At 70.7% G+C, this 11840-nt stretch carries 13 protein-coding genes and 1 tRNA gene; 6 read left to right on the forward strand and 8 right to left on the reverse strand.

The genetic code is table 11. The features are described from left to right. The 4 genes from OV090_RS23685 (at window position 1) to OV090_RS23700 (ending at window position 4684) form a co-directional block, all read left to right on the forward strand. Window positions 1-972: a substrate-binding domain-containing protein gene (locus tag OV090_RS23685; protein ID WP_267706530.1), complete on the forward strand. Its 972-nt coding sequence runs from the start codon at window positions 1-3 to the stop codon at window positions 970-972. A gap of 201 nt (window positions 973-1173) precedes the next feature. Then, a complete protein-coding gene (locus OV090_RS23690; protein ID WP_267706532.1) occupies window positions 1174-2544 on the forward strand; it encodes a sensor histidine kinase in 1371 nt (456 codons plus the stop codon). A gap of 12 nt (window positions 2545-2556) precedes the next feature. Next, window positions 2557-3228: a response regulator transcription factor gene (locus OV090_RS50835; RefSeq protein WP_267706534.1), complete on the forward strand. Its 672-nt coding sequence runs from the start codon at window positions 2557-2559 to the stop codon at window positions 3226-3228. A 154-nt stretch (window positions 3229-3382) separates the two neighbouring features. Beyond that, complete coding sequence (locus OV090_RS23700) at window positions 3383-4684, forward strand: hypothetical protein (protein ID WP_267706535.1); 1302 nt, start codon at window positions 3383-3385, stop codon at window positions 4682-4684. 316 nt (window positions 4685-5000) lie between these two features. Here OV090_RS23700 and OV090_RS23705 read toward each other — a convergent pair. From OV090_RS23705 to OV090_RS23740, 8 genes are all read right to left on the reverse strand, one after another. Then, a tRNA-Val gene (locus tag OV090_RS23705) sits at window positions 5001-5072 on the reverse strand. A gap of 13 nt (window positions 5073-5085) precedes the next feature. After that, window positions 5086-5604 carry a 2-amino-4-hydroxy-6-hydroxymethyldihydropteridine diphosphokinase gene (gene folK, locus OV090_RS23710; RefSeq protein ID WP_267706536.1) on the reverse strand — a complete coding sequence of 173 codons (519 nt, stop codon included), beginning with the start codon at window positions 5602-5604 and terminating at the stop codon, window positions 5086-5088. Between the two features lie 231 nt (window positions 5605-5835). After that, a complete protein-coding gene (locus OV090_RS23715; RefSeq protein ID WP_267706537.1) occupies window positions 5836-6657 on the reverse strand; it encodes a hypothetical protein in 822 nt (273 codons plus the stop codon). Window positions 6658-6669: 12 nt separating this feature from the next. Next, window positions 6670-6990, reverse strand: coding sequence for an iron donor protein CyaY (gene cyaY / locus OV090_RS23720; protein ID WP_267706539.1), 321 nt, complete (start codon window positions 6988-6990; stop codon window positions 6670-6672). 34 nt (window positions 6991-7024) lie between these two features. Further along, entirely contained in the window at window positions 7025-7357 is a 333-nt protein-coding gene (locus tag OV090_RS23725) for a hypothetical protein (RefSeq protein WP_267706541.1), read from the reverse strand. An 8-nt stretch (window positions 7358-7365) separates the two neighbouring features. Then, the gene (locus tag OV090_RS23730; RefSeq protein WP_267706543.1) at window positions 7366-8121 is read right to left on the reverse strand and encodes a hypothetical protein; all 756 of its coding nucleotides are present in this window, start codon (window positions 8119-8121) and stop codon (window positions 7366-7368) included. 88 nt (window positions 8122-8209) lie between these two features. Beyond that, the gene (gene hemJ, locus OV090_RS23735) at window positions 8210-8650 is read right to left on the reverse strand and encodes a protoporphyrinogen oxidase HemJ (protein ID WP_267706545.1); all 441 of its coding nucleotides are present in this window, start codon (window positions 8648-8650) and stop codon (window positions 8210-8212) included. 32 nt (window positions 8651-8682) lie between these two features. Then, window positions 8683-9459, reverse strand: a complete 777-nt coding sequence (locus OV090_RS23740) for a 7-carboxy-7-deazaguanine synthase QueE (protein ID WP_267706547.1) — start codon at window positions 9457-9459, stop codon at window positions 8683-8685. A 65-nt stretch (window positions 9460-9524) separates the two neighbouring features. Here OV090_RS23740 and asnS point away from each other — a divergent pair, with 65 nt between their 5' ends. Together asnS and OV090_RS23750 are read left to right on the forward strand one after the other, a co-directional pair. Further along, a complete protein-coding gene (gene asnS, locus OV090_RS23745; RefSeq protein ID WP_267706549.1) occupies window positions 9525-10916 on the forward strand; it encodes an asparagine--tRNA ligase in 1392 nt (463 codons plus the stop codon). Window positions 10917-11460: 544 nt separating this feature from the next. Continuing rightward, on the forward strand, window positions 11461-11676 hold the full coding sequence (locus OV090_RS23750) for a hypothetical protein (RefSeq protein WP_267706551.1): 216 nt from the start codon (window positions 11461-11463) through the stop codon (window positions 11674-11676). The last annotated feature ends 164 nt before the right edge of the window (window positions 11677-11840 follow it).

Below are 11840 nucleotides of genomic sequence, written 5' to 3' on the forward strand. Positions count from 1 at the left end.
ATGGAGTACACCGTGGCCATGGCCGAGACCGCCGACCCGCGCGCCTCCGCGTCGCTCGCCGCCCTGTGGGCCGCGGTGCTGCTCGGCGTGGCCGGGGTGGCGATCCTCGCCGCGGTGTTCGTCGCCCCGCTGCTGGCCGGCTCGAGCGACCCGCCCTTCCTCGAGGGACAGGTCCCGAAGAACTCGCTGCTCTACCAGCGCTCGACCCCGCGGCCGCACGGCGTGCTGCACCTGGCCGGCTCGGGCAGCAACATCCCGCTGACGCGCGCGCTGGCCGACGCGTTCGTGGCCAGGAGCCCCGACGCGCACATCGTCGTGTTCGAGAGCATCGGCTCGTCGGGCGGCGTCATGGCGGTCTACGACGACGTCGTCGACCTCGGCCTGATCTCCCGTCCGCTGCGCGAGCGCGAGGCGCTGGTCGGCGTCGACGCGATCCCCTACGCCCGCGTGCCGGTGGTCGTCGCGGTCAACCTGTCGGTGCCCGACACCGCGATCACCACCGACGAGCTCGCCGACATCTTCGCCGGTCGCAAGACCCGCTGGTCCGACGGCGCGCCGATCACGGTGCTCCAGCGCGAGCGCGGCGACTCCGGCCACGCCGCCGTGGCCAAGGCCCTGCCGGCCTTCGCCGCCGCCGACGAGGCCGCCTACCGCGAGCACCGCTGGCGCGTCGTCCTCCACGACCGCGCCATGCAGGAGGCCCTCGCCATCACCCCCGGCGCCGTCGGCCTGCTCGACGTCGGCGCGATCAGCCTGCAGCGCCTGCCCCTCCGCGCGCTCGAGCTCGACGGCTACGGCCCCAGCGAGGCCAGCGTCCAGTCAGGCCGCTACCCCTTTTCAAAGGACCTGGCGTTCGCCGCCCTCGAGGCCCCGAGCGGCCTCGCCGCCGAATTCATCCGCTTCGCCCACTCCGACGAGGGCCGCGCGCTGATGAAGGCCCACGGCTACATCCCGCTGCCGGAGGTCCAATGACTTTCCGTCCAGGTGCGAAGGGACATGTCCTCTCGGACATCCGCATCATTGTGCGGCCCCGCTCCACCGCGGGACGTCCAATGACCGTTCGCGCAACGGCGATCGGACATGTCCTCATGGGCATGACCGTCCGCTCAGGTGCGAACGGACATGTCCTTTCGTACCCATCATCCGCCGAGCCGCGCCGTCCGGAGGATGCACATGTCTGAAAAGACAGCCCCCGCGAGCCGCGCCCGGTCAGGCAAGGTCGGCCTGCGCCGCTACCTGTCGGCGCGCATGCTGCCGCTGGTGGTGCTGCTGCTGGTGCTCGTGTCGGCCTCGGCGCCGCTGGCCTACGCCGCGCTGCAGGCCCGGGGCCTGCGCGAGCAGGCGCGGACGACCGCGGTGCAGGCGGCAGACGCGATCGCGCGCGAGGTGCAGGAGCGGCCGGTGCTGTGGCGCTACGACGCCGGCAAGCTGCTGGCGCACCTGCGGGCCTACGTCGACAACGCCGGGGCCGCGCGCATCGAGATCTCCGACCGCTCGGGCGTGCGGATCCCGCTCGACACCGAGTCGATCGCCAGCCCGACCGCCGGCGCCGGCCCGCTCGCCTGGGAGGCCGCGCCGATCGTCCTCAACGAGCAGGTCGTCGGCCACGCGTGGGTCGCGGTCAGCCTGGCCGAGGCCCGCACCGCCGCGCTCCTGCTGCTCGGCCCGTTCGGCCTGCTCGGCGTCGGCCTCGCCGGCCTGCTCTACTTCATCCCACTCGGCGCCATCACCCGCGCCGAACGCCGCATCGAACAGAGCCAGGCCGCGCTCGCCCGCTTCAACCAGACGCTCGAGCAGCAGGTCGCCGAGCGCTCGTCGCAGCTCAGCGAGGCCTACGAGCAGCTGCGGCAGAAAGAGGGCCGCCTGCGCGAGCTGTCGGCGCGCGCCGTGCTGCTCCAGGAGGCCGAGCGGCGCGTCATCGCCCGCGAGCTGCACGACTCCGCCGGCCAGGCGCTCACGGCGATCCGCATCAACCTCCAGCTCATGGTCCAGCTCGCCGAACCCGACAGCAAGGTGGCGAAGATGGCCGCGCGGACGCTGACGATCGTCGACGCGACGCTCGAGGAGATCCGCCGCGCCGTCAGCATGCTGGGCCCGGCGATCCTCGACGACGTCGGCCTGGTCGCCGCGATCGAGCGGCTGTGCGACGACTTCGAGCGCGAAGACCTCGAGATCTCGCGGGAGCTCGAGGTCCCCGACGGCGGGCTGTCCGCCGCGCTCGAGAGCGTGTGTTACCGGGTGATCCAAGAGGCGCTCACCAACGCCGCACGCCACGCTTGCGCCAGCGAGTTGCGGGTGGTCCTGAGGGTCGAGCCCGCGCACATCGTGCTGGAGGTCCGTGACAACGGTCGAGGGTTTGTCCCCGGCGAGCGCGGCGAGGGAAGTGGCGGCCGCGGACTCGTCGGCATGCGGGAGCGCGTCGAGCTGTTGGGCGGCAACCTCCGCATCGACACCGCGCCCGGCTCCGGCACCGCCATCCGCGTCGAGCTGCCGCGGCGGGCCCTGAGCGACGACGGCGACGACTCGGCCGTCGTCGTCGCATGATACAGTCCGCGCGTGAGCACCAAGAAGACCATCCGGGTCGTCCTCGCCGAAGACCACACGATCGTGCGCGAGGGACTGCGCGCGCTGCTCGACGTGCGCGACGACATCGAGGTCGTGGCCGAGGTCGCTGATGGCCGCGCCGCCGTCGAGGCCGTCGCCGCCCACAAGCCCGATGTCGCGATCATGGACCTCGGCATGCCCGAGCTGAACGGCGTCGACGCCACGCGAGCGATCCGCAAGGACTTCCCGACCACGCAGGTGCTCATCCTGTCGATGCACTCCGGCGAGGAGTACGTGCGCCCCGCCATCCGCGCCGGCGCCAGCGGCTACCTGCTCAAGGGCTCCGGCCTGTCCGACCTGGTCGCCGCGATCCAGGCCGTCTCGCACGGCGACGCCTTCTTCAGCCCGTCGATCGCCAAGATCGTCCTCCACGACTCGCGGCGCGACGCCAGGCCCGGCGGGCGCGAACCGCAGCCGGGAGACGCCCTCACGAACCGCGAACGCGAGATCCTCCAGCTCGTCGCCGAGGGCCGCTCCAGCCCGGAAATCGCGCGCCAGCTCAGTCTCAGCGTGAAGACGGTCGAGGGCCACCGCGGCCGCATCATGGCCAAACTCGACGTGCACCACGTCGCCGGCCTCGTGCGCCACGCGATCCGCATCGGCCTCGTCTCGCCCGACGCATAAGAACATTCGGGCAGGTGCTGGGCCGATCGTGGGGGCCATCCAGGGCGATTTTCGCGCCGGGTGGATCCCCTCTGAGACGGACCGCGGGGAAATGCCGTAGGCCGAGGGTACCGGCGTGGATACCGTCGCGGGTAACCCACACCGAGAGTTACCCATGAGAAATTTAGCCCTTTGCACCGCCCTGGTGGCGCTCACCGCCTGTCCGGCCGAAGACCCGGGCACCACCGATTCGCCGACGACCGCCCCGACCACCGACCAGACCACCACGGACACCACCGACGGGACGGACGGGACCGACACGACTGCCACGACGGACGTCCCGACCGGGACGACGGACACGCCGACCGGGACGACCGACGAGCCCACGGGGACGACCGACCCGGGCACCACCACGGAAGGCGCCTGCATCGACATCCCGGGCATCGACGAGTCCGGCTGTGAGCCGCTCGCCACCGACTACCAGCCGCGCGAGAACAACTCGGCCGACGACGAGTGGCCGGCCTGCGTGTCCGACACGGGCCCGTACACCCTCGTCGACAGCCCGCCGAGCACGATCGCCCGCATCGTCGCCTACGAGAACATCGCCGACCTGCTGTGGCGCAAGGCCGACCCGACCGCCGACGACTTCACCGCCGCGCGCAACGAGTACGTCCTGCCCGAGGGCCTCGAGTCGCGCCTCGTCCGCCGCGAAGACCTGCACTACCCGGCGATCCCCGAAGACGAGTGGGACCCGCAGGTCGACGCCGACAAGCAGTGCACCGTCGAGGCGCTGGCCGCCAAGTACCCCGAGCGCTGCGTCGGCCCGTCCGGGATGAAGCCGCTGGTCGACGAGGCGTTCGCCGCCGGCCAGGCCGGCGAGGGCGACCCCAACATCCACGCCGCGCGCATTCACGGCGGCCTGCTCTGGTTCCTCTACCTCTCGGTGTACAAGGAGGCCAACACCTGCGCCACGGTCGCGCCGAAGGACTGCGACTCGGCCTGGGCCTACTACACCGGCGGCGAGGCGATCGACGCCCCGATCGGCATGGGCGCCGAGGTCAACACGCTCAGCGCCAACGCCCACGAGCGTATCCACGACGGCATCCTGGCCACCCGCTGCTGGCGTGACATCGCCCAGGACATGGGCAACTACCCGCTGCTCGAGGAGCTGCCCGCCGACCAGCAGGACCTGTTCGAGCAGGGCTGGGAGCAGCTCGACCAGGGCCTCCATCGCGGCTACGCCGTGATCGTCCGCGACCACATGCAGCAGTACATCGACGCCGCGTGCAGCAGCGCCGAGACGAACGTGCTGTGGGCCTTCCTGCAGGTCGCCGGCCCCGTCCTCGACCGCGAGGCCGAGGAGCGCGACGCTGCTGCCGCCGCCGACCTCACCGGCCTGTGGAGCGCAGAGAGCCCCGCCGCCGAGGATGTCGCCAAGGGCATCGCCGCCCTCGACGCGATCTTCCCCTGCCCGTAAGGCCGGGTTCGCGCGCTGAACGGAGGCCGAGCGCGGTGCGCTCGGCCTTTTGTCGTTGGTCGCTGTAAGTCCCGGAGGACATGCCTGTGAGGACATGTCCGATGGGGCAGCGCGGAAGCCGAGATGTTCACGTCGCGCCTTCTTCCAAGGATAGCGCATCGAAACATGTCCGGTGAGACATGTCGAAAGGGACTGCGCTCGGCCCGACCGTGCCTGCCAGTGATCTGCCCCGAAGGACAGGCGCATGAAAAACAGTCGCGCGCAGGCAGCAAGAAGGGGCCGAGGCATCCGCGCGCTCGACCCCTTCTTGCTGGTATAGGCGGAACAGGGTTCGAACCTGCGACCCGCGCCTTGTAAGGGCGCCGCTCTACCGCTGAGCTATCCGCCTGGGCGCCGGGAAGCTAGCACAGCGGCGAGCCGTCGTGCGCGAGGATCGTGCGGTCGGCAGGCGGCAGCGCAGCCAGCAGCTCGGCCGCCGTGGCGCCGCCTCCGGGGCGCAGGTCCGGGCGCAGCGCCGCCAGCGGGGCCAGCACGAAGTCCCGGCGGGCCAGCTCCGGGTGGGGCAGCACGAGCCGGTCGGTGTCGACCCGCAGCGAGCGGCCGTCCTCGGTCATGACCAGCAGGTCGAGGTCGAGTGTGCGCGCCTCCCAGCGCTCGCGCCGGGTCCGCCCGTGTCGCGCCTCGAGCGCGAGCAGCTCGGTCAGCAGGTCCTCCGGCGCCAGCTCCGTCCGCAGCTCGACCGCCGCGTTGAGGAACGGGTGCAGCGACGGCCCCAGCGGTCGCGTCTCGAACACCGGCGAGCAGCGCAGCAGCTCGGTCGCCGGAATCACCCCCGCGCGCAGCTCCTCGACCGTCGCGCGCAGCGTCGCCAGCCGGTCGCCGAGGTTGCTGCCGAGCCCGACGTACGCCAGCGCCGTCATCGCCACCTCGCTGGTGTCGAAGCGACCTCGTCCTCGCGCCCGCTCCGGCGAGCATCGTGGGCCGGCGCCGTCATCGACACCTCGCTCGCGCCACAATGCTGCGCGGCGACTTGGTCCTTCCGCTCGCCGTGGTCATCGACACCTCACTCGCGCCGACCGCTGCTCTGCGCAGCGACCTCCGCTTCGCCGTCCGGGCGCCGAGCTGGGCGACTCCCCAGAACCGCACACCCGTCACTGCGCCCCCGACTGGGCCGTGCCCGTGTGCGGCGCGTCCGCAGTGTGCGCGTACGGGGCGACCAGCGAGATCGGCAGCGTCCCCGCGAACCCGACCCGCAGCGTCGCCGCCAGCGCTCTTGGAGAAGAATCTGTCTCGAGGGACATCTCGTTCTCGGCCGGCAACGTGAAGCGCACGCGGCCCTCCGCGTCGGCGTTGCTGCCGAGCACGCGATCGCCGAGCACCAGCTCGACCGCGCGACCGCTCGCCGGTCCAGAGGGCGGATCGCACGGCTTCACCGGCCCCTCGCGCAGCGCCACGGTGTCGCTGACCCGCACCCGGTCGCGCGCGCGCACGCTGTCGACGATGCCCGCGGTCAACAGCCCCACGCCGACCGCGGTGAACACCCCGCCGACGCGACGGCCAGTCTTCGGATCGCGGACGTACTGCATGCGCTCCGCGTCGTACGCCGCCTCGGCCGCGAACAGCTCGGGCCGCGCGAACGCCAGCGCCGACACCCCGAGCGCCACCGCGGCCAGCCCGTACTCGAAGTAGATCATCGCGTCGGGCTTGCGGACGATCCGCTCCTCTTGCCGCGCGGCCAGGTGCGCCACCGTCTGGCACGAGCGGAGCTCGCGGAGCTCGACCTCGAGGCTGGGCCCGCGCTGCGACCAGCGCGCCTCGACCGCGACCGCGACCACGCGGGTCTGCTGGGCCAGCGGCCTGGCGTCAGGGCGGACGGTCGTGCGGAGCTCGGTCTCGGAGGTGATCTGCGAGCACGCGGCCGCGAGCGCCGCGAAGAGGCCCAGAGCCGCCGAGGAAGGTCGGACCTCGCGCACGCGATCACCTGGTCAAAGGGACACCTCGGTCCCGAGCTTGGCGCCGACCACCCGTGCGACGGTCGCCATCAATTCATCGTCGGACTTGCGCGCGATCCACTTGCCCTGCTCGGGCACGAAGTCGAAGTGCCACGCGGTGGTCCCGGCGGCCATCCAGATCTGCCCGGCCGCGCTGTGGGCGTTGATGACGAAGCGCGCGCCGTCCTTGAACGAGAGCGTGAGTACGTCGCCGGCGAGCTGGACGTCGAGCTCCTCGAGCTCGAGCGCGCCGAGGTTGGCGTCGATGTGCTCGAGCGCCTTGGCCGACCGCTTGAAGAAGTCCTTCTGCTCCATGGCTCGTGAGGGTTACGCGATCGTGCAGATCCGGTCAATTCGCCGGTGCGGGGGCCGGCGGGGGCGATTTGGACTCGTCCGTGGCGGGCGCGGGCGCGGGCGCTTCGGCCTTGCTCGGCGGCCCGCTCTTGCTGGGGTCGAACCCCATCTGTCGCGCCTGGTCCTCGGAGATCTCGACGACCTCGACCGACTTGCCGTCGGGCAGCGTGAAGGTGTGCTTGCGACCCTCGATCTCCGGCGCGGCCTTCAGCTCCTGCTCGGCCCGCTGTTCTTCCTTGTACTTCTCGCAGGCCTGCCAGCCGAAGAAGGCGAGCAGCGGGACGTAGATGCAGATCCGGATGAGTACGCCTCTGGATGGCAGTTTCATGGGATGTCTCAAGGGTCAGACGTGAACTTGAGCTCGCGCCAGGTCGCTACCGAGGCGCGGCTGTCGGCGTGGAGTCGGGAGGCGCCGCTCTTCGGCTCGAGCGCGCCGGTGGCCACGCGCGACAGGCGGAGCGTCGCGCTGCACGGCTCGGGCCGGGTCAAGCCGGTCTTGAGCTGCCCCTGGGCCACCTGCGCCGCGCCCCCGTCCGGCAGCTCGAGCACGATCGGCTCGGCCAGGCAGGCGATGCCGTCGATGGCGTCGTCGATGCGCGCGAGGATCGTCGCGTCGGTCCGCGCCGGCGTCCACGCGACGTCGAACGCCTGCGTGCGCGGCAGCTTGGCGCCCGCCTTGGGCGCGGTGATCTCGAACGCCGGCGCTTCGACCGAGACGCTGTAGGTGGCCTCGTAGTCGTCGTCGACGAGCCGCAGCTCGTGCGTCACGGGGCCGCCGTCCTTGGCCCTGTCGACCCCGTCGACCTTGTACACGTAGGAGCCGCTGGGCCGGCGCACGCGCGTGGCTGCGGTGCCGTCGACGCTGAGCGAGCTGCGCTTGCACAATGCGAGCGACAGCCCGGCGTCGTCGTCGACGCGCCGCACCTCGACCTCGGTGCGCGCCTGCTTGCCGTTGTGGTCGATGTACGCGGTGACCAGCAGGCCCTCGTCGGCGAGCGCGGCGCACGACGCGTCGGCCTCGTCGCAGGCGGGCAGCCACGCGCACGCCGCCAGCGCCAGCAGGCAGGACGCGCAGCGGGACCGTGAGACCATCCTCGGCAGGATAGCAAAAAACCCGGGCGGCGTCGTACGGGCGGGCGCGCGGGCGCGAACGACCGGCCGGGCCGCCGAGCAGCGCCGCTCAGCCGCCAAAGTGCGGCTTCACGACGACCATGATGACGATGAGGAACAGCGGCACGAGCGGCACCTCGTTGAGCAGCCGACATTGCCGCGAGGTCAGGTTGCAGCGCCCGGCGGCGAGGTCCTTGCGGACCTTGCCGCAGTACAGGTGGTAACCGATCAGCAGCAGGAGCCCGAGCAGCTTGGCGTGGAACCACCCCTGCGCCATGTAGAAGCCAGGCATCTGCACGAACAGCGCGATCCCGAAGGCGGCGGTGAAGACCATCGCGGGCCAGCAGATCCCGCGGTACAGCCGCCGCTCCATGATGGTGAGCAGCTGGGCGATCTCCGGCTTGTCGCGGTTCTCCACGTGATAGACGTACAGCCGGAAGATGTAGAAGAGCCCGGCGAACCACGCGACGAAGCCGATGATGTGGAACGCCTTGAGCCAGGAGTAGAGCACGGCCTTGTTTTACTCCTCCGCGCGCCGCGAGCTCAGGTGCCGGGCGTGTGACCGAACATGTGGATGTGGAGCCGCTCGCCGAGGCGAAACCCGCGCTCGACGCAGATCGGCATCAGCGCGCGATAGGCCGCGCGCAGGGCCTCGCTGTCGGTGCACTCGGGCATCAGCAGCACCCGGCTGCGCTGGTCGTTGGGCACCGCGAGCTCGCGCAGCAGCGCCTCGACCTCGGCGACGTCGGCGGCGCTGGCGTCGGCGCGGACGACGAACTTGAGCTGCCACGGGAAGCTCGCCATCAGCCGCGCGAGCACCGGCAGGTCGAGGCGCGCGCGCTCGTGCCGCTCGGCCTGCGCCGGGTCGCGCTCCCACGGCGTGCTGTGGCGCAGCTTCGGGCTCACCGACAGCAGGTCGCACGCGAGCCCCTCGAGCCACACGGTGCCGGCGGTCTCGACGGTGATGTGGTGCCCGGCCGCCCGCAGCCGGCGACTGAGCGCGGCGATCCCGGCGAACAGGAGCGGCTCGCCGCCGGTGAGGACCACGTGACGCGGCCCGGCGGCGCAGAAGGCGACCAGCTCGGCCAGGTCGGTGCGACGGCCCGAGGGCGCCCAGGAGGTCGCCGGCGAGTCGCACCACGCGCAGCGGAGGTTGCAGCCGGACACGCGGACGAACGAGCTCGGGACGCCGACGAGCGTGCCCTCACCCTGCAGCGAGACGAAGCGCTCGTGGATCGGCAGCCAGGTCGGCGGCGAGGTCGAGAGCGACGGCCTGCCCGGATTCAGGGCGCGGCCAGGCGGGTCGTAGGCGGCGGTCATGGGGCGCGGCGTCGCTGTACCGCACTTGCGAACCACGGGCCAGCAGTTCTACGCTCCTGGCCGCCATGCAGACTCCACGGACCAAGATCGTGGACGTGCTCCAGCTCGAGCCCCCCCGCGCCGGCGTGCGCGTCAAGGGCTGGGCCCGCACCGTCCGGGACAGCAAGCAAGTCGTGTTCATCGAGCTCAACGACGGCTCCTGCTTCGCCAGCCTCCAGGTCGTGGTCAATCCGGAGCTCGCCAACTACGAGCAGCTGCGCAAGCTGACGACCGGCAGCGCGGTCGAGGTCGTCGGCGAGGTCATCGCCTCGCCCGCGGCCGGCCAGCGCGTCGAGCTCAAGGCCACCGAGGTGTCGGTCATCGGCCTCGCCGACTCGACCTTCCCGCTGCAGAAGAAGCGCCACAGCTTCGAGTTCTTGCGCGACATCGCCCACCTGCGCGCCCGCACCAACACCTTCGGCGCCGTCTTCCGCGTCCGCAGCGCCCTCGCCCAGGCCGTCCACGAGTTCTTCCAGCAGCGCGGCTTCGTGTACGTACACACGCCGATCATCACCGGCTCCGACGCCGAGGGCGCCGGCGAGATGTTCCGCGTCACCACCCTCGACGTGAACAAGCCGCCGCGCACGCCCGAGGGCGCGGTCGACTGGCACGAGGATTTCTTCGCCCACTCGAGCTTCCTCACCGTGTCGGGCCAGCTCAACGGCGAGGCCTTCGCGCTCGGCCTGTCCGACATCTACACGTTCGGCCCGACGTTCCGCGCCGAGAACTCGAACACCAGCCGCCACGCCGCGGAGTTCTGGATGATCGAGCCGGAGATGGCGTGGTGCGACCTCGACGACGACGCGACCCTGGCGGAGGCGTTCGTCAAGCACCTCATGCGCACGGCGCTCGAGCGCTGCGCCGACGACCTCGCGTTCTTCAACAAGCAGATCGATCCGGGCCTGGTCGCCCGCCTGCAGCACGTGCTCGAGTCGAACTTCGAGCGCATGAGCTACACGGAGGCGGTGCGCCGCCTCGAGACCTCGGGCCAGAAGTTCGAGTTCCCGGTCCACTGGGGCGCGAATTTGCAGGCCGAGCACGAGCGCTACCTGACCGAGACGCTGGTCGGACGCCCGGTCTTCGTCACCGACTACCCGACCGAGATCAAGGCGTTCTACATGCGCCGCAACGACGACGGAAAGACCGTGGCGGCGATGGACCTGCTGGTGCCGAAGATCGGCGAGCTCATCGGCGGCTCACAGCGCGAGGAGCGGCTCGACGTGTTGATGCAGGCGATCCGCTCGATGGGCCTGAACCCCGAGCACTACGGCTGGTACCTCGACACCCGTCGCTTCGGCACGGCGCCCCACGCCGGCTTCGGCCTCGGGTTCGAACGCCTCGTCATGTACGTGACGGGCATGGAGAACATCCGCGACGTCATCCCCTTCCCGCGGACGCCGCGGAACTGCGAATTCTAGAGCCACTGGCCGTGTGGGCCCAGGTATCAGGCGCCGCGGGAGTCGCGCACGGCCCCGAAACGCGTGAAAAAACCCAAAGAAATTGAGCAATTTGGCTGCAGCAGTCGGAAATCTCTGGCGACCCTCTGGCGCAAACGCTAGCCTTGTGTTCGTGGGCACAGGGGGCCTTGGGATGCAGGCAAACAGGGGCACAGACCACGGGGACAAGGTTGAAGGTTTGCCCGGCACCTGCGTCCAAAACGGTGCCGGCCTGATGCCGGGGTCACGCACGCAACCTTGGATTGCCTGAGGAAGGATTATCCCTATGTATCTGCGGAGAAACAAAGTCCGATGTGGTGAGTCGCGCAGGACCTACTTGTCCATCGCGCACAACGTCTGGTGGTCCGGCGAGGGGAACAAGAAGGCGCAGAGCCGACCCATCGTCGTGGCAAGCTTCGGAGTCGAAGATCAGGTCGATGTGGACCTGGCCCGCGACCTGGTCGCAGCGGTCGAACGCTGCGCCCCGAAGTTCCAAATCCGCCGAGGCGAGGGCAAAGAAGCGACGATGCGGATCGCTCAAGAGATCCGCAAGATCGAACCCTTCCTCAAGGTGCTCGCCAGCCGCAAGCTGGGCCTCGCCCAGCACCTGCCGCCGCACCCGGAGCGCATGGTGATCCTCGAGGCGCTGATCCGCGACAAGCTCAGCGACCCGGCCGACACCACGATCGCCGCCCGCGAAGAGGCGATCCTGTCGAGCCTCAAGACGCACCTCTCCGCGTAACCATCCGCGGCGACCAGGCGCATCGCTCTCCCTCCGGGAGACGATGCCCTTTGTCGCCCGGTGATATTTTTCCTCGGCCCATCCAGCGCAGACGGCACCGCTCTCCTCCTGAGACGGTGCCGTCGTCGCGACCGGAGATCGCTTCACAGGCGATCTCGCAACGC

Source organism: Nannocystis sp. RBIL2 (assembly GCF_026626745.1).
Classification (GTDB): Bacteria; Myxococcota_A; Polyangia; order Nannocystales; family Nannocystaceae; genus Nannocystis.

What these genes read in the sequence shown, in the direction of transcription:
- asnS (WP_267706549.1), top strand. Translation starts at nt 9,525, where the DNA reads ATGCAGACTCCACGGACCAAGATCGTGGACGTGCTCCAGCTCGAGCCC.
- OV090_RS23750 (WP_267706551.1), top strand. Translation starts at nt 11,461, where the DNA reads ATGCGGATCGCTCAAGAGATCCGCAAGATCGAACCCTTCCTCAAGGTG.
- OV090_RS23730 (WP_267706543.1), bottom strand. Translation starts at nt 8,121, where the DNA reads ATGGTCTCACGGTCCCGCTGCGCGTCCTGCCTGCTGGCGCTGGCGGCG.
- OV090_RS23725 (WP_267706541.1), bottom strand. Translation starts at nt 7,357, where the DNA reads ATGAAACTGCCATCCAGAGGCGTACTCATCCGGATCTGCATCTACGTC.
- OV090_RS23700 (WP_267706535.1), top strand. Translation starts at nt 3,383, where the DNA reads ATGAGAAATTTAGCCCTTTGCACCGCCCTGGTGGCGCTCACCGCCTGT.
- OV090_RS23690 (WP_267706532.1), top strand. Translation starts at nt 1,174, where the DNA reads ATGTCTGAAAAGACAGCCCCCGCGAGCCGCGCCCGGTCAGGCAAGGTC.
- folK (WP_267706536.1), bottom strand. Translation starts at nt 5,604, where the DNA reads ATGACGGCGCTGGCGTACGTCGGGCTCGGCAGCAACCTCGGCGACCGG.
- OV090_RS23740 (WP_267706547.1), bottom strand. Translation starts at nt 9,459, where the DNA reads ATGACCGCCGCCTACGACCCGCCTGGCCGCGCCCTGAATCCGGGCAGG.
- OV090_RS23685 (WP_267706530.1), top strand. Translation starts at nt 1, where the DNA reads ATGGAGTACACCGTGGCCATGGCCGAGACCGCCGACCCGCGCGCCTCC.
- cyaY (WP_267706539.1), bottom strand. Translation starts at nt 6,990, where the DNA reads ATGGAGCAGAAGGACTTCTTCAAGCGGTCGGCCAAGGCGCTCGAGCAC.